18 protein-coding genes are annotated in these 16,693 nt (G+C 67.7%); 13 read left to right on the top strand and 5 right to left on the bottom strand.

The window, feature by feature from the left end; translation table 11 throughout:
• Positions 1–51: 51 nt before the first annotated feature.
• Both A6E15_RS15770 and A6E15_RS15765 read left to right on the top strand, forming a co-directional pair.
• The gene (locus A6E15_RS15770) at positions 52–1,038 is read left to right on the top strand and encodes an ABC transporter ATP-binding protein (protein ID WP_076147590.1); all 987 of its coding nucleotides are present in this window, start codon (positions 52–54) and stop codon (positions 1,036–1,038) included.
• Complete coding sequence (locus tag A6E15_RS15765; protein WP_076147588.1) at positions 1,035–1,910, top strand: ABC transporter permease; 876 nt, start codon at positions 1,035–1,037, stop codon at positions 1,908–1,910. Before A6E15_RS15770 ends, A6E15_RS15765 begins: the two co-directional genes overlap by 4 nt.
• An 86-nt stretch (positions 1,911–1,996) precedes the next feature.
• On the opposite strand, the gene A6E15_RS15760 is transcribed toward A6E15_RS15765, so the two are convergent.
• From A6E15_RS15760 to A6E15_RS15750, 3 genes are all read right to left on the bottom strand, one after another.
• Positions 1,997–2,290 carry a DUF424 domain-containing protein gene (locus A6E15_RS15760; protein ID WP_076147586.1) on the bottom strand — a complete coding sequence of 98 codons (294 nt, stop codon included), beginning with the start codon at positions 2,288–2,290 and terminating at the stop codon, positions 1,997–1,999.
• Between the two features lie 4 nt (positions 2,291–2,294).
• Positions 2,295–3,224: a tetratricopeptide repeat protein gene (locus A6E15_RS15755; RefSeq protein ID WP_076147585.1), complete on the bottom strand. Its 930-nt coding sequence runs from the start codon at positions 3,222–3,224 to the stop codon at positions 2,295–2,297.
• 64 nt (positions 3,225–3,288) lie between these two features.
• Complete coding sequence (locus tag A6E15_RS15750) at positions 3,289–4,917, bottom strand: hydroxysqualene dehydroxylase (RefSeq protein ID WP_076147583.1); 1,629 nt, start codon at positions 4,915–4,917, stop codon at positions 3,289–3,291.
• A gap of 119 nt (positions 4,918–5,036) precedes the next feature.
• Between A6E15_RS15750 and thpR the strand changes: the two genes are divergently transcribed.
• The 4 genes from thpR (at position 5,037) to A6E15_RS15730 (ending at position 6,871) form a co-directional block, all read left to right on the top strand.
• Positions 5,037–5,594, top strand: coding sequence for an RNA 2',3'-cyclic phosphodiesterase (gene thpR, locus A6E15_RS15745; protein ID WP_076147581.1), 558 nt, complete (start codon positions 5,037–5,039; stop codon positions 5,592–5,594).
• A gap of 175 nt (positions 5,595–5,769) precedes the next feature.
• Positions 5,770–5,922 (top strand): 50S ribosomal protein L39e, encoded by a 153-nt coding sequence (locus A6E15_RS15740; protein ID WP_004267621.1) that lies wholly within the window; start codon positions 5,770–5,772, stop codon positions 5,920–5,922.
• Positions 5,923–5,924: 2 nt separating this feature from the next.
• A complete protein-coding gene (locus A6E15_RS15735) occupies positions 5,925–6,203 on the top strand; it encodes a 50S ribosomal protein L31e (RefSeq protein WP_006182969.1) in 279 nt (92 codons plus the stop codon).
• A gap of 2 nt (positions 6,204–6,205) precedes the next feature.
• Complete coding sequence (locus A6E15_RS15730; RefSeq protein ID WP_076147580.1) at positions 6,206–6,871, top strand: translation initiation factor IF-6; 666 nt, start codon at positions 6,206–6,208, stop codon at positions 6,869–6,871.
• A gap of 337 nt (positions 6,872–7,208) precedes the next feature.
• On the opposite strand, the gene A6E15_RS15725 is transcribed toward A6E15_RS15730, so the two are convergent.
• Positions 7,209–7,520 (bottom strand): ASCH domain-containing protein, encoded by a 312-nt coding sequence (locus A6E15_RS15725; RefSeq protein WP_076147578.1) that lies wholly within the window; start codon positions 7,518–7,520, stop codon positions 7,209–7,211.
• Between the two features lie 151 nt (positions 7,521–7,671).
• Here A6E15_RS15725 and rpl18a point away from each other — a divergent pair, with 151 nt between their 5' ends.
• The 6 genes from rpl18a (at position 7,672) to A6E15_RS15695 (ending at position 14,431) form a co-directional block, all read left to right on the top strand.
• Positions 7,672–7,845 (top strand): 50S ribosomal protein L18Ae, encoded by a 174-nt coding sequence (rpl18a, locus tag A6E15_RS15720; RefSeq protein WP_066299270.1) that lies wholly within the window; start codon positions 7,672–7,674, stop codon positions 7,843–7,845.
• Positions 7,845–8,291, top strand: a complete 447-nt coding sequence (pfdA, locus tag A6E15_RS15715; RefSeq protein WP_076147577.1) for a prefoldin subunit alpha — start codon at positions 7,845–7,847, stop codon at positions 8,289–8,291. The genes rpl18a and pfdA overlap by 1 nt, the downstream gene beginning before the upstream one ends.
• A 27-nt stretch (positions 8,292–8,318) precedes the next feature.
• Complete coding sequence (ftsY, locus tag A6E15_RS15710; RefSeq protein WP_076147575.1) at positions 8,319–9,902, top strand: signal recognition particle-docking protein FtsY; 1,584 nt, start codon at positions 8,319–8,321, stop codon at positions 9,900–9,902.
• Between the two features lie 241 nt (positions 9,903–10,143).
• Positions 10,144–10,728: a hypothetical protein gene (locus A6E15_RS15705; protein WP_076147574.1), complete on the top strand. Its 585-nt coding sequence runs from the start codon at positions 10,144–10,146 to the stop codon at positions 10,726–10,728.
• Between the two features lie 312 nt (positions 10,729–11,040).
• Complete coding sequence (locus A6E15_RS15700; RefSeq protein ID WP_076147572.1) at positions 11,041–12,759, top strand: nitrite/sulfite reductase; 1,719 nt, start codon at positions 11,041–11,043, stop codon at positions 12,757–12,759.
• Positions 12,749–14,431, top strand: a complete 1,683-nt coding sequence (locus tag A6E15_RS15695; RefSeq protein WP_076147571.1) for a Coenzyme F420 hydrogenase/dehydrogenase, beta subunit C-terminal domain — start codon at positions 12,749–12,751, stop codon at positions 14,429–14,431. The genes A6E15_RS15700 and A6E15_RS15695 overlap by 11 nt, the downstream gene beginning before the upstream one ends.
• Before the next feature lie 307 nt (positions 14,432–14,738).
• Here A6E15_RS15695 and A6E15_RS15690 read toward each other — a convergent pair whose 3' ends face one another.
• Positions 14,739–15,698, bottom strand: coding sequence for an AEC family transporter (locus A6E15_RS15690; RefSeq protein ID WP_076147569.1), 960 nt, complete (start codon positions 15,696–15,698; stop codon positions 14,739–14,741).
• A 375-nt stretch (positions 15,699–16,073) separates the two neighbouring features.
• Here A6E15_RS15690 and A6E15_RS15685 point away from each other — a divergent pair, with 375 nt between their 5' ends.
• On the top strand, positions 16,074–16,682 hold the full coding sequence (locus tag A6E15_RS15685) for a GNAT family N-acetyltransferase (RefSeq protein ID WP_076147568.1): 609 nt from the start codon (positions 16,074–16,076) through the stop codon (positions 16,680–16,682).
• Positions 16,683–16,693 lie beyond the last annotated feature (11 nt).

Here is a 16,693-nt window from a genome sequence, read left to right as displayed (position 1 = left end):
TGAAACCGTGGTTCCAGCCCTATACACGTGTCCGCCGTAGCCTTGCTCGAGATGGTTGCCATCGAAACGACCGGTCTGACCAAGGAGTACGGCGATCTCACCGCCGTCGACGACCTGAGCCTGACCGTCGACGACGGCGAGGTGTTCGGCTTCCTCGGCCCCAACGGGGCGGGGAAGTCGACGACGATCAACATGTTGCTCGACTTCGCGCGGCCGACCGCGGGGTCGGCGACCGTACTCGGCTACGACGCGCAGGCCGAGGCCGACGCGATCAGCCCCCGCGTCGGCGTCCTCCCCGAGGGATTCGACGTCTACCCCCGGCTGTCCGGCCGCCGCCACATCGAGTTCGCCGCGAAGACGAAAGGAGCCGACGACGATCCCGACGAACTCCTCGAGCGGGTCGGGCTCGACGCCGCGGACGTCGAGCGGCCGGCCGGCGACTACTCGAAGGGGATGCGCCAGCGGCTCGCGACCGGCATGGCGCTGGTCGGCGACCCCGACCTGCTGATCATGGACGAGCCCTCCACCGGGCTCGACCCTCACGGCATCCGCGAGATGCAGGACCTCGTCCGTCGCGAGGCCGAGCGCGGGACGACCGTCTTCTTCTCGAGTCACATCCTCGAACACGTCGAGGCGGTTTGTGATCGGGTCGGCGTGTTGAACGAGGGCGAACTCGTCGCCGTCGACACGATCGCAGGGCTGCGCGAGGAACTCGGCGGCGGTGCGACGATGACGCTGACCTTGGCCGATCGGAGCGCGGCCGACGCCTGCGACCTCCTCCGCGACCTGTCCGGGATCGACGACGTGACCGCGTCCGGGCGGACCCTCGAGTGTACGGTCACCGATCCGGCCGCGAAGGCCGATGTCGTGACCGCCGTCGCCGGCGCGGGCGCGACGATCGCGGACGTGCGGATCGAGGAGGTCTCCCTCGAGTCGCTGTTCACCGCCTTGACGAACGGCGACGCGGCCGAGAACGAGGAGATAACGGTGACGGCCGAGACGAACGCGACCGCAGCCGAATCGGGGGTGACCCGATGACCACACACATTCCGAGCGTCGCCCGCAAGGAGTTCGACGACGCCGGTCGATCGAAGCTCCTCTGGTCGCTGATCGGGCTGCTCGTCGGGCTGGTCGTGATCGGCTACACCGCGATCTGGTACACGACCGACGACGTGACCGCGGCCGAGGTGCTGAACTTCCTCGGGCTCCCGCTGCAGGTGATCATTCCGGTCGCCGCGCTGATCGCCGGCTACATGGCCGTCGTCGGCGAGCGTCGATCCGGCAGCATCAAGCTTCTGCTCGGCCTGCCGCCGAACCGGACCGACGTCGTGTTCGGCAAACTGCTGGGTCGCACGGCGGTCGTCGGGGTGGCGGTCGGCCTCGCCTTCCTCGCCTCGCTCGTCCTCGGGGCCGTCCTCTTCGGCTCGGTACCGTTCGCCGACTGGCTGGGCTTTGCCGCCGTCTCCCTGCTGTTCGGGACGACGTTCGTCGGACTCGCGGTCGGCGTCTCCGCGGCCGTCTCCTCGCGGGGCAAGTCCATGGCCGTCGTCGTCGGACTCTACATGGTGTTCGTCGCGCTCTGGGAACTGCTCACCGCCGGCCCCTACTACCTGCTCTACGACGAGGGGCCGCCGATCGAGGCCGAGACGTGGTACCTCCTGCTCGAGCAGTTCAACCCCATCTTCGCGTACACCAATCTGGCCAGCAGCGTCGTCGAGGGGACGATCTACCCCTTCCAGTTCCAGTACGGTCTGCAGTCGCCGGAGGCCTATCAGCTGACCCCCGCCGAGCGGTTTCCGGGCGACGCACCGTTCTATCTGCAGGACTGGTTCGGCGTCGTCGTCATGCTCGCCTGGCTGGCCGTGCCCGTCGCGATCGGCTACTACCGGTTCGGCCGCGCCGATCTCTGAGCGCTCGAGCCGACGACTCTACCGACGACGTGCCGTCAGAAATTCCCCGCTGACGCTCGATCCCTGCCGACGTCCGCTCGAGCGCCCTACTGCATCCGCAGCAACTGCGCGTGCAGCGTCGCCCCGACCTCGAGGACGTTCGCCTCGTCGATGAAGCCCTCCTCGACGGCGAGTTCGACGGCGCGGGTGCCGACGATGTTTGCCACGTCGGCCTGCGCGAGGCTCTCGACGACCGCGCGCTCCTCGACTACGTCGCCGCCGTAGAACTCCTCGGTGACGGTCAGCGAGAGATCGCCCTCCTCGAAGGTCTCGCCCAGAACGTCCTCGTCACAGACGGCCACCAGCAGCCCCTCCTGGGTCTGTCGTTCGTTGACGATCATCCGATCACTCGAGTTCCCACTCGCGGTCCTCGTCCTCGTCGTCGGTGCCGAGGTCACCGAGTCCCAGGCCCTCGAGGCCGAAGTCGCCCTGCTGGGGTCGCGACTGCCGGCCGGTTCCGAGTCCGGGCTGGCCGCCGGCTCCCGGTCCGGCACCCATGCCGCCGGGGCCGCCCTGGCCCCCGCCGAGGGTTTCCTTGCGGTCGTCCATCATCTCCTGTTCGGCCCGCTCGCGCATCTCGTTCGCCTCCTCGGCGATCTCCTCGGCCTGATCGAACTCGCCGAGTTCCTCGAGAATCTCCGCTTTCTCCTCTAAGACCTTCGCGTTGCGCAGGCCCAGCCGGATCGCGTTGTCGATGCAGTGCAGCGCCTCCTCGGAGAGGCCGCGCTCCGAGAGGAAGAACGCGCGGTTGAACCAGCCGGCGGCGAAGCGTTCGTCGATCTCGATGGCGCGTTCGGCGTGTTCGAGCGCCTCGGTGGTCTCGCCGAACTCCCAGAGCGCGTAGGCGAGGTTCGTCTCCGCGGTGGCGGCGTGTTCGCTCTCGTCGTCGATCCGCAGCGCCTCGCGGTGGGCCCCGATCGCCTCGTCGTACTCCTCGAGTTCGGCGTGGGCGACGCCCTTGTTGACCCAGGCCTCCTGCTCGAGACGGTCGTCCTCGGCGTAGCGAGCGGTCCGCTCGAAGGCCTCGGTGGCCTGCTCGTAGCGGTTGATCTGCATGTAGTTCAGTCCGACGTCGAGCAGTTCGGTGGCGTCGACGTCGTCCGAATCGATGTTGTGTTCGTCCAGCGTATCGGTGACGACGCGGGAGTCGACGGGGTCGACCTTCGAGGGATCGACGCCGAGTTCCGGCGGATCCAGATCGAACTCCTCGTAGGGATCGCCGAAGCCCTCGCCCTCGGAGAACTGATGGTCGCGATCGTCGTCTCGGTCAGTCATTGTCAGGAATTGGCGACGGCGACTGTTAAGGGCTGCGACCCGGATAGCGACGGGGCTCGAGACGTCAGATTCGCTCGCCGAGCCGCCTGGTCACACCCCGTAGCGACTGGGTCACCGCGGCCGGGTGGGGGAGCCCGAGCCGGTACCGGACCCGGTCCTGTCGCTTGAACGGTTCGAACACGCCCGGCTCCTCGAGGTCCCAGACCTGCGCCCGCGAGCAGCGGGCACCGCGTCGGTCGAGGACGGCGTTTGCCGCCCGTCGGCCGGCCTCGTTGGCCGACTCCATCGAGGCCAGATCCGAGTTCGTCCGCACGTAGTCGCTGGCCAGCGCGAGGTTTCGGACGCCGACGTCGGCCGGCGGCCGGTTCCGGAGCGAGCCGACGGTGTTGATAAGGAGCGGCGACCGGTTCTCCACCCCCTCTTCCGTTTCGACGATCGAGGGATCGAGGAACCAGTCGACGAGGTGGTCGTCCCGCAGCCGCTCGTCGGGGCCGTTCAGGTGCGCTTTCAGCTGCGCCCAGACCTCCGCGGCGATCTCCTCGCGGGTACACTCCCTCGCGGGCTTCTCGTGGACGATTCCCGGCGTGTCCCAGTCGGAGGCGATCACCGAGAGGACGCCCTCGACCCCGTCGGGGCCGCGCCCCGCGAGGGCGTCGTCGGTCCAGAACTGCCGCTGGGAGATCGAGGTCAGCGCCCACGGGGCGTCCGCGTAGACCTGGTGGCCACGCGTCAGTTCGACGTCCTCGGTGAGGTAGAACTGGATCCCGTTCATCCAGGCCGTCTCGAGGCGCTCGATCCGGCCCAGTTCCGGCGCGGCCCGGCGCAGCCGGGGCGTGACGAACTCGGGGGCGACTTCGACCGGCACCGCCAGCACGTAGTCGTCGGCCGCGACCCGCTCTCCGTCGGCCAGCGTGGCCCCCGTGATCCGCCGGCCGTCGAACTCGAGGGCCCGTACGGGCGTCCCCGGCCGAAACTCGACGCCCAGCGACTCGAGGTGACGGATCCAGGGATCGATCCAGGCCTCGTTCGTCGGCGCGTTCAGGATCCGCTCGGTCGGCGCGGTGGGATCGAGCTGACCGAACAGCAACTGCAGGTAGATCGTGCCGACGGTCCGGGCGCTGCCGACCTGCGGCCGGAGCGCGACCAGCGACTGCGTGGCGTAGGCGAGCCGGTCCCGAAACTCCGGCGAGCGGTTCTCGGCGTCGATGAACTCCCACCACGAGACGTCGTCGAGTTCCTCCTCGCGTCGCTTCCGGCAGGCCGTCAGCAGGTACAGCAGTCGCTCGAGGAGGTACCGGACGTCCTCGCGGGGCAGGTCCTCGGCGAAGGCCGGGCGCAGCGCCTCGAGCCAGCCACGCACCGAGTCGGGCGTCTTCGTCTCGGCGATCCGTTCCCGGCCGTCGGTACTGGCGATCAGCGTCGCCTCGGTCTCGACGAGGTTGTCCGCGACGACCCCGTCGCCGTCGGGGATCCGTTCCATCGTCTCGACGACGTGCCGGTAGAACGCCGGGAAGAACCGAAAGCCGTGTTCGCCCTGGAGCGCGTTCGGGTCGTCGTCGATCGGCATCGAGCGCGCTTTGCCCCCGAAGCGGTCGTTGGCCTCGAAGACGGTCACCTCGAGTCCCCGCTCGGCGAGTTCGTGGGCCGCGGTGAGGCCGCCGATCCCGCCGCCGAGGACGGCTACGTCGGTCATTACCCTCTCTGGGGCCCCAGCCGTCATAACGCGACTCCCTAACTACGAACCGCCCGGGGCGGACGCCGCCGGTTCGGGCACCCGTCACGCTTGAGTGGCCCGCCGACGAGGCTCCGCGTATGCGACTGTTCGCCAGCGTCGACCTCCCCGACGACCTCGCGGCACCGGTCGCCGACCTGCAGGCCGCGTTCGACGACGCCAGCGGCCTCGATGTCACCGATCCCGAACAGGCTCACGTCACGATGAAGTTCCTCGGCGACGTGGACGAGGATCGGCTGCCAGCCCTCGAGCGAGAACTCGAGGCGGCGGTCGAGGAGAGCGGCGTCGACCCCTTCACGGTCCGCTACGGCGGGCTCGGCGTCTTCCCGAGCCTCGAGTACATCAGCGTCGTCTGGCTGGGCGTCGCGGACGGCGGCGAGGAGCTGACCCGGCTGCACGAGGCCATCGAGGACCGGACGACGGCGATGGGGTTCGACCCCGAGGACCACGAGTTCACGCCGCACGTCACGCTCGCCCGGATGACCCACGCCGGCGGGAAGGACCTGGTCCAGGACCTCGTCCGCGAGCGCGACCCGACGATCGGCGAGGCCCGCGTCGACGAGCTCCGACTCACCGAGAGCACCCTCACCGACGAGGGACCGGTCTACTCGACCGCGGCATCGTTCCCGCTCGAGTGACTGTCGGGGACGGACCGACCTCGCCGTGCGTGACGCCCTTTCTCGGGCGGCGGTTCGAGAACCGAACCCCCGTCTTCGGGACGGTTCGCGCGGTCTCGTGCCCGTTCGAGGGCCGACCGGCCGGCCCCACCAGATGGACAAGATTTTAAGCCACCGCGGGCTACGTCCGGCCACTATGGGTAAGAAATCGAAGGGCAAGAAGAAGCGACTTGCCAAACTCGAGAACCAGAACAGCCGCGTGCCGGCCTGGGTCATGATGAAGACGGACATGGAAGTCCAGCGCAACCCCAAGCGACGCAACTGGCGGCGCAACGACACTGACGAGTAACGATGAGTGCAAGTGATTTCGAGGAACGCGTCGTCACCGTTCCCCTGCGAGACGTCAAGAAGGGCGCGAACCACGAGGCCGCCGACTACGCGATGCGACTGGTCCGCGAACACCTCGCGAAACACTTCGCGGTCGAGGAAGACGCCATCCGACTGGACCCCTCGATCAACGAGGAAGTCTGGTCGAACGGGCGCTCGAACCCGCCGCGAAAGCTTCGCGTCCGCGCGGCCCGCTTCGACGAGGAGGGTGAAGCCGTCGTCGAAGCCGAGGTCGCCGACTAAACTTGCAGCGCCTCGCCTTCGCCGGGTCGGCCTACGTCGGCGTCTTCGCCCGCGCGACCGACTCGTGCGTACTCGTTCGCCACGACGTCGACGACGACGTCGTCGCCGACCTGTCCGACGAACTCGAGGTCCCCGCCGTCCGGACGACCGTCGGCGGCTCCTCGACGGTCGGCGCCCTAGCGACGGGTAACGAGAACGGGCTGCTCGTCAGTTCCCGGGTTCTCGAGTACGAACGCGAGACCCTCGAGGACGAGATCGACCTGCCCGTCGCCGAACTGCCCGGCAATATCAACGCCGCCGGCAACGTCGTCCTCGCGAACGATTACGGGGCGTACGTCCATCCGGACCTGCCCCGCGAGGCGATTCAGATCGTCGAGGACACCCTCGAGGTCCCCGTCGAACGCGGCGACCTCGCCGGGGTCCGGACCGTCGGGACCGCCGCGGTGGCGACCAACACCGGCGTCCTCTGTCACCCGAAGGCCACCGACGCGGAACTCGACGGGCTCGAGGAGGCGTTAGACGTTCGGGCCGACGTCGGCACGGTCAACTACGGCGCGCCGCTGGTCGGCTCCGGCCTGATCGCCAACGAGGCCGGCTACGTCGTCGGCGAGGACACGACCGGCCCCGAACTCGGCCGGATCGAGGACGCGCTGGGCTATCTCGACTGACGGTCGGCCGCGACCCATTTCGGTTCTCAGTTCTTCTCGAGCGGCCGCGATCGACGCCGCCCGGGTCGGCATTCCGTCTTCTCGAGACCGCTCCGATCGATGTGTCTGTTCACTCGATAGCGAGTACTCTATAGTAGCTCTTGAAACGATTTACACACCGATCACAACGCTGTCCTGCGATCGGGTGTGCATTGACTTTCAAGAGCTACTATAGCTGTTCCGGCAGGATCTCGTCTTCATGGCCGGTAGTTTGCTCTCGGTCGGCCTGCTCGCGGCCGGGTACTGTGGTCTCTACTCGCGGCGTATCGGTCGCCGTCGGCGACCGGAGGACGACGACCTATCGCCGTTCGAATCGATGGAGGACGACCTCGCTGTCGTCGTCCCACTCGAAGTTCTCGTGGGCGCGTTCGAGCATGCGTCGGTACCCCTCGAGGTCGTCCATTCCCTCGGCTCGGGCGTCCTCGTCGGTCAGCTCCCCGAGCGTGCGCTCTCGAACCGCGGTCACCTCGAAAGTCGTGTCGTCGATCGCGAACGTGTCTCCTTCGTCGGCGTACTGCTGGCCGCGGTGGATCTGGGTGACCCTGCCCTCGAGGGCCTGTTCTCGCATTCGCTCGCTGGGCAGCAACTCGCCGGGATCGAGTTCGCTCATGGGGTCGGGTTCGATCGCCCGTCGGAAAACGCTTGACCCTTCGCTCGTGGGGAACGTCGGGGACGGGACCCTCGTTCCGACACCTCGCGTCGGCCGCCGGCCGTCGAATGGGAAGGGAAGATTCTTCCGACTGCCTGCCGGAGGGATAGGCATGAGTCAATTTACGGTCAGTGGTCGATTCAAGAGCCGCGACGGGTTCGCGGAGTTCGAGACGACCATCGACGCCGAGAACGAGAACGTCGCTCGTGAACACGCCTACACCCAGCTCGGAAGCCAGCACGGGCTCAAACGCACCGAGATCGAACTCGAGGAGGTATCCCAATAATGGGTCAGCAGCAACTCCAGCAGCTGTCCCAGGAGCTTCAGGAGATCGAAGAACAGATCGAGGGCCTGCAGGCGAACGTCGAAGCCCTGCGACAGGAACAGACCGAGGTCGACGAGGCCATCGAAGCGATCGAGACCCTCGAGACCGGCTCGACCGTCCAGATGCCGCTTGGCGGCGGCGCCTACCTGCGAACGACGATCGAGAACATCGACGAAGTCATCGTCGACCTCGGCGCCGATTACGCCGCGGAGTTCGAGGAGGACGACGCCGTCGACGCCCTCGAGAACAAGAAAGATCACCTCGACGACCAGATCGACGAACTCAACGAGGAGATCACGGAACTCGAGACCGAGAGCGACGAACTCGAGCAGCAGGCCCAGCAGCTCCAGCAGCAGGCGATGCAACAGCAGATGCAGGGGATGGGCCAGGGCCAGCCCGACGAGTAACGCGGCGGAGCACGTTTATCGCCATCCATGTTCGATAACCTGAAGGACAAGCTCGGAAGCTTCCGCGACGACGCCGAAGAAGCCGCCGAGGAGAACGTCGAGGGAGTCGACGAGGCCGACCTCGAAGCGGACGAACTCGCCGCCGACGACGCCGATACCGAACCGCCGGAGCCGGACGACCCGGAACCGGCGAGTTCGGCGGACGCGGAAGCCACCGATACTACCGCCGACGCCGAGACGGCGGCCCCGGCGGCCGCCGAGGTCGAGCCGGACGCGGCGGTCACCTCCGGGTCGGCACCGGAGGCGACGACCGAGGCCGCCGCTGCGGACGCGGCCGAATCCGCGGGCCAGGAGCCGGCAACCGATCCCGACCGCGAGGCCGACGACGCCGGTTCGGCCCCGGACGAGGAATCGGCCGTCGATGAGGAGGCCACGGCGGACGACGAAGACGACGACGGCGGCCGGACCGGGCTCGGCGCCAGAGCCCGCTCGCTCTTTTCGGGGTCGTCCGACGATTCCGAATCCGATGCCGACGAAACCGGCTCCGACGACGATCCGGCCGACGCCGCGACGCCGGACGAGGCGTCGGCCGAGACGCCAGCGGCCGACGACCCGGCCGCCGAAACGGCGGTCGACGAGGGGCCAGTCGCCGGGGACGCCGACGAGACCGCGGATGAGGCCGACGCCGACGAGGACGATGCGACCGCCGACAACGGCGGGACCGGCTTCGGTGCGAAGGCCAAGTCCCTCGTCAAGGGGAAGTTCGTCATCGAGGAGGAAGACCTCGAGGGCCCGTTACACGAACTCGAGATGGCCCTGCTCTCCAGCGACGTCGAGATGGGCGTCGCCGAGGAGATCCTCGACAACATCCGCGACGAACTGGTCGGGGAGACCCGGACCTTCACGACCTCGACCGGTGAGGTCGTCGAGGAGGCGCTGCACAACGCAATCTATGACGTGATCAGCGTCGGCCAGTTCGACTTCGACGAGCGAATCGCCGAGGCCGACAAGCCGGTTACCATCGTCTTCACCGGCGTCAACGGCGTCGGGAAGACGACCTCGATCGCCAAGTTGAGCCGCTACTTCGAGGAGCGGGGCTACTCGACGGTGATGGCAAACGGCGACACCTACCGCGCCGGTGCCAACGAGCAGATCCAGGAACACGCCGACGCGCTCGATACGAAATGCATCAGTCACGAACAGGGCGGCGACCCCGCCGCGGTGCTGTACGACGCCGTCGAGTACGCCGAGGCCAACGGCGTCGACGTCGTGCTGGGCGATACCGCCGGTCGGCTCCACACCGACGAGGGCCTGATGGACCAACTCGAGAAGATCGATCGCGTCGTCGGCCCGGATATGACGCTGTTCGTCGACGAAGCGGTCGCGGGACAGGACGCCGTCAACCGTGCCAGGGAGTTCAACGACGCCGCCGAGATCGACGGCGCGATCCTGACGAAAGCGGACGCCGACTCCAACGGCGGCGCGGCGATCTCGATCGCCCACGTCACCGGGAAGCCGATCCTGTTCCTCGGCGTCGGGCAGGGATACGACGATTTAGAGCGGTTCGATCCCGACCAGATGCTCGACCGTCTCCTTGGTGACGAGGAGTAACGTCGAGTCACGTCTTCGCCGCCGCTTGGCTCTCGAAACCGATCTCCCGCGGCGATATCGATCGCCCACGCCACCGGGAACCGATCCCGTTCCTCGTCGTCGATAGGGGCGGCGATTCAGAGCGGTTCGATCCCGGCGAAGTGCTTGATCGACCGCTCGAGGAGTGGTGCCGCGACTCGTCGCCCCTACCGGTGGGTTGTTCTTTCAGAAGATACTTATTGTTTGTTTGAGGGTTTAGCGTATGAACCGTCCTTGCTCTCGCCGCGGGCTCCTCGCGTCGGTCGTCACGACCGTCGCGGTCACGACGGGCGGTTTCGAGTATACCTCCGGCGGGCCGACCGGCCCGCCGCTGGATTCCGGAACCGTCCCGGCGGACTGGTTCGAGTGTGACGAAGTCAGCCGTCCGGATCCCGAGCCGCCGGACGGCGGCACGCTCGAGTCGCGGACGTATCCGTCGTCGCCGTCGTCGCTGGACGATGACATGGTCGAGTACGTCACGGCGTTCGAGCGGGCGTATCGACACAACGCGTTCCTCGGTCAGTACGGTGCTGCAGCACGGACCGTCGCCCTCCGCCGGACCGACGGTCGCGTGGAATCGGTCGGATCGTCGACGGACCCGGACGCGGTCATGGTCGCGATCCGGTACGACCTGACGACCGGGACCGGCGGGTCGAGCGTCGAACCGCGCGACAGGTGGGACATCCGCGTCGTCTACTACGTCGACGAGAACGCCGTCCTTCGGGCCCGGTACCACGGAGTCGCCGAGGAGTTGCGCTTCGAGCCCGATCCCCGAACGCAGGGCGAACTCGTCGCCTGTTTCGCCTGACCGGCGACCGGTCTCGCTTCCGGCCCCGGCGTCGCCGGCAGCGTCCGGTGTCGGAAACCGTTACCGCTACTGACGACGCGGGGCGTCCCGGCGTCGACTCGAACCCGCTCGTTTCGCTGCCCTCCCGACGGTTTCGGTCAGTCCCCCTCGTCGATGGCACTACGTCGGGGCAATATTTACTGGTGGGGGCGACCCACGTCATGATTCGCCGAGTTGCGGGGGTGTATACGAACGGGGTCGCATTACCCGCTAAACAATGGTCTTTGAACACAGTGCGACCGCTCGAGCGGCTGCCGACCGGCGGTGGTCCCGATGAATACGGTCGAGCAGCACAAACAGGAGAAACATCCCCTCGACGTCATCGACGACGTCTACGACTACGCCGACGAGGAACTCTCCTTCGAGGAGATCGAAGCACGCGCCGGCGGCGGCGAGTGGGAGCGCCTGAAGTGGGCCGGCATGTACGCCCAGAAGCAGGAGGGCTACTTCATGATCCGGACCAAGGTCCCCGGCGGGAAGCTCACGCCGGAACAGGCTGAGGTCATCGGCGAGGTCACCGACGACCTCGCGGTCGCCCCCGAGGAGTACGGCGGCGAGGAGCAGAACGAACTCTGGGGCGACGCCTACCTCGACATCACGACCCGACAGGACATCCAGAAACACTGGATCCGCGTCGAGGACGTGCCCGAGATGTGGGACCGCTACGACGAGGTCGGTCTGACGACGGTCCAGGGCTGTGGTGACTCGGCCCGGAACGTCCTCGGCTGCCCCGCGGCCGGTCTCGACGACCACGAGTGTTTCAACGCCCAACCGGTCATCGAGGCCGTCTCGGACTTCTTCACCGAGAACCGCGAGTACGCTAACCTCCCCCGGAAGTTCAAGATGACGATCACGGGCTGTGCCCACGACTGCGCCCAGTCCCAGATCAACGACGTCGGGCTCGTCCCCGCGAAAAAGGAGATCGGCGTCTCCGCCGAAGCCGGAGGCTCGTCCGACGGTGGCGAGTACCTCTACGGCTTCCACGCCCGCGTCGGCGGCGGCCTCTCCGACGGCCCGCGGATGAGTTCCGAACTCGACGCCTTCATCAGGCCCGAGGACGCCGTCGAGTTCTGTCGTGCCGTCGCCCAGACGTTCAAGGAACTGGGCGACCGGAACAACCGCGGCGTCTGTCGCATGCGGTATCTCGTCGAGCAGATGGGGGCCGAGAAGTTCGAGGAGGCCGTCCGCGACCGCTGTACCGTCGACCTGCCGACCGGCGGCCAGAACCTCACCGTCGGCTATCAGGGCGATCACGTCGGCGTCCACGAGCAGAAACAGGACGGCCTCAACTACGTCGGCTTCAACGTGATCGCCGGCCGCATGGGCGGCGACGAGTTCGCGGAAGCCGCCCGCGCCGCCGAGACGTACGGGACCGAGGACGCCTCCGTCCGCCTCGCGACCGACCAGAACTTCCTCATCACGCACATCCCCGACGAGAACGTCGACGACCTGCTGGCGGAGCCGTTCGCCCGGGAGTACAGCCCCGATCCGGGGCCGTTCTCCCGCGGCGCGGTCGGCTGTACGGGCAACGAGTTCTGTAACTACGCCATCATCGAGACGAAAAAGCGGACCAAGCGCTGGGCCCGCGAACTCGACGACCGCATCGACGTGCCCGACGACATCGAGTCCATCCGGATGCACATGTCCGGCTGCTCGGCCTCGTGTGCCCAGCCCCAGATCGCCGACATCGGCTTCCGCGGCGAGACGGTCAAGCTCGAGGACGAGGACGGTGACGACATCGTCGAGGGAATGGACTTCGGTCTCGGCGGTTCGCTGGGTGCCGACAACGAGTTCCTCGACTGGGTCGAGAGCGCCGTGCCCGCCGACTCCGTGATCCCAGCCCTCGAGCAGCTGTTCGAGGCCTACAGCGAGGATCGCGACGAGGGCGAGCAGTTCTACGAGTGGTGTCGCGGCGTCGACAACGGGCAGCTTCGGTCGATCATGCAGGACGCGGACGCACCGGTTGTACGAGGTGTCGCTCATGGGGACTGACCGCGAGGACGAACGCAGCGAGTCCTCGAAGAAGCGAGCGGGAGCGGAGCGACACGCGAGCCGCGAGGCCGAGCGAAGCGAGGACGAACCCCCTTTCCCCCACGTTCCCGACTCGGACGACGATGACGACGCCGTCGTCGTCCCCGACGCCGCGGGCGGCGCGTCCCGCTCCCGGGAGAACACCGACCACGCTCGAGAGGGCGCCATCGCGACCGACGGCGGTGCGAGCGCAGAGGGTGACAGCTGCTCGCCCGATTCCTGTACCTGCGGCGAGCAGACCGCTGCCGATGCCGAACCGGAAACGCAGCCCGTCGCCACGGACGGTGCCGGCGTCGCCAACGTCGACGAGATGGGCGAACTCGGCGACCTCGAGTTCACCGAGCCCGCCGAGGACGCCAGTCAGGACGTCTACGACGACGCCCCCGATACGCGCGTCGGGGTTCCCGAGGGCGTCGATCTGGACACGCCGGAGTACTCGATCCGCTCGCGGATGAACGACATCGAGACGCCGGACGAGAAGACCTGGTTCATGGAACTGGACGAGGCGGTCATCGACGAGGGCCGCTGTATCCAGTGTGGGACCTGCGTCGCCGCCTGTCCGTCGGACTCGATCGGGGTCGGCGACGACGGCCTGCCGGAACTGGTCAAGATGTGTACCGGCTGTTCGATGTGTTGGGACTTCTGTCCCCGCGGCGGCATGCGCTACGAGCGCCAGTGGAAGATCACCGGCGGCGAGGACAACGTCAAAGGCGCGGGCGACCCGATCACGGAGTTCTCGGCGAGGGTCGAGGACGACTGGACCGACGGGGCCCAGGACGGCGGCGTCGTCACCGGCGTCCTCGCGACGCTGCTCGAGGAAGGCGAGATCGACGGCGCGCTCGTCGCGACCGAGAGCGACGAGGAGGCCTGGAAGGCCGAGAGTTACCTCGCCACCACGACCGAGGAACTCATCGAAAACGCCGGCACCGTCTACAACCAGACGCTGGCGCTTGGCAACCTCGATCTCGAGCAGTGGGAACACAAACTCCCCGACAAGGACTGGGAGGACCTCTCGCTGGCCATCGTCGGCACGCCCTGTGAGATCGAGGGCATCCGCGCCCTGCAGGACTTCGAGTGGGACTACCAGGCCCAGAACGAGGGCATCCGCGCGGTCGATTACACGATCGCGCTGATGTGTACGAAGAACTTCAACTACCACAGCCTCATGGGCGAGCAACTCGAGGAGCAACGCGGCATCTCACCCGAAGAGATCGGCAAGATGGACGTCCTCGACGGGAAGATGATGGTCTACGACCACGACGGCGAGATGATCGTCGAGGAGGACATCGAGAACTTCCACGACGCCGCGCTCAAGGGCTGTGACGAGTGTGCCGACTTCACCGGGTTCTGTTCGGACATCACCGTCGGCTCCGTCGGCTCGAGCGACGAGTACTCGAGCGTCATCGTCCGCACCGAGCAGGGGATGAACGCCTGGGAGCTGACCGAGCCGAAACTCGACTACCACGACTTGGAGGACAAGTCGGCGGTCGGCAAACTACAGGGCTGGGACAAAAAGAAGGCCTTCGAGAGCTTGGAGCGGCCCTTCGACCCCGACGCGCCGCGGTTCATCGAGTACTCCGATCACGCCGAGAACTACGGCACGGCGCTGAACCCCCACGATCAGGCCCACTAGCGGGTTCCGATCCGTCTCGTTTTCCGCCGTCGTACTCGGGTTCGCGTCGCTCCCGAGTGCCGTCGCCGTGAGCTGTGTTCGGCCGCTCGAGTCAAAAGGGGGTGTGAGCCCCGGGTTCGCCGCCCCCAACGTCCCAATCGTGGCGCTCGCGGTGTCGGATCGGTCGGCGTGATCCACCTCCGGATCAGTGTCAGTCCCGGACGCGGATCGTTGTTAACTGTGGGAACGAGACGCATAGTCCTTGGCCCGACCTATGCATGGACGGCGCGCAGGCACGCGATCTCGAGTCGTTGCCCGCTTGTCGCGTTCAGATCACCACGCCCGACTGCAGGAGTGCGATCAGCCCGGTCAGTATCGGCACCGAAAGCAGCGTCGTCAGGAGGACGCAGGTCGAGACGTACTCCGAGACGAGAATCCCCTCCGTTCGCGCGCCGTCCGCGAACTCGATGACCAACACCAGCGGCGTCACCGCGGCGGGCATGGCCGTCTCGAGGACGAACACGCGCGCGACGGTCGGGTTCTCGAAGCCGATCAGCACGGCGACGCCGAGTCCGACCACCGGCGCGACGACCGTCTTGAGCGCGGTCGCGGGCCAGGCCCGGGAAATCGCCGAGGCGGTGTCGGCCCGCGCGAGCTGGATCCCGAGGATGAGCAACATCAGCGGGATCGAGGCGTCGCCGACGAGTCGCAGGGTCTCCATCGCCGCGGTGTCCGCCGGTGGGACGACGCCCAGCGCCCGCGCGCCCAGCGCGGCGGCGACGGCGTAGACCAGCGGGATGTAGAACACCCGGCGGACGCCCTCGAGGCCGGCCGAGCCGCTGCTCCGGGAGGCGACGTAGACGCCGACAGTGTACATCAGCACGGACTGGACCGAGAGGAAGAGGACGGCCGTCTGGCGGCCGACCGGGCCGAACGCGAAGTCCGAGACCGGGATCCCGAGGTTGCCGGAGTTGGTGAAGATCGCGACGAGTACCAGCCCACTCAGCGCCGGCTCCCGTTCGCCGACGGCGCGGCCGGCCAGTTCCGCGACCGCCCACATCGCGGCCGTGAAGACGCCGATTCCGACCGTCACGCGCACCAGCGTCGCCGCCTCGAGTTCGGTGGTGGCGAGGCTGTGAAAGACCAGGGCGGGCGCGAGGACGTAGACGACGGCGGTGTTCAGTGGCTCGGGATCGACCGCCTTGACGGTGGCCAGCACGTAGCCCACCGCCGCGATGGCGACGATCGGTCCGATCGCCGAGCCGAAGATGGCGAGCAGGTCGGCCATCGGTCAGCGCGCCCCCTCGCGTCGCGAGTCATCGCTCGCGGGATGTGTCGATCGGCGGACGGTCGCTCGCTGCATTCGCGGTCAGCTACTCGCCACGCCGGGTATGGAACTTGCGATGACGTCGCGGTTCGATGCCGGCCGATGGAACCGGCCGCACCGACGCTCCCGTTCGGTTCGCCCTCGCCGCCCCTCTCGAGCGGCGGCGCTCGTTCTTTAAGTGGTTCTGGTCACAAGGTGTAGATACGACGGGAGAACGGTTCCTTCTCGAGGCAGTCTCTACCGGCCAGCGACGCGTCCCGGTCGTCGCCGGAACGCCCGGCCGCGTCGTCGGCGTCGTTCGGCGGACTTATTCGCGACCGCACGGGAGCCACGACCATGCCTTCCGACGCTCGGATCCGCGTCGCGACGCCGACCGACTCGGCCGCCGCGCGCGACATCTACGCGCCCTTCTGCGAGTCGACGGCGGTCACCTTCGAAGAGACCCCACCGACCGAACGCGAGCTGGCCGACCGGATCGAGTCGACCCTCGAGCGACATCCGTGGCTCGTCTGTGAACGCGACGGCGCGGTCGTCGGCTACGCCTACGCCGGCCCGCTTCGGAAGCGCCGCGCCTACGAGTGGGTCGTCGAACTGTCGGTCTACGTCGCCGCGTCGGCCCGCGGGTCGAGCGTCGGTCGCGCGCTCTACGAGTCGCTGTTCGCCGTCCTCGAGCGCCAGGGGATCCGCGACGCCTACGCCGTGACGACGGTTCCCAATCCCGAGACGGAGCGGTTCCACGAGTCGATGGGGTTCGAGCGGCTGGTCGACTTCCCGGCGATCGGCTACACGCAAGACGAGTGGCAGGACGTAGCGTGGTGGCGGCGACCGCTGGCCGAGAAGTCCGACGCGCCCGACCGGCCGCGACCGTTTCCGGCCGTCCGCGAGGACGACGACTGGGAGGCGCTCGTCCGGACCGGCGAAGACGCCCTCGAGCCGTCGCCGTAGCGCTCGGCCGC

This window comes from Natrinema saccharevitans (genome assembly GCF_001953745.1).
In the GTDB taxonomy this organism is placed as follows: Archaea; Halobacteriota; Halobacteria; order Halobacteriales; family Natrialbaceae; genus Natrinema; species Natrinema saccharevitans.
The sequence above is the reverse complement of the archived record's forward strand: the minus strand, read 5'-3'. Positions and strand labels throughout refer to the sequence as shown.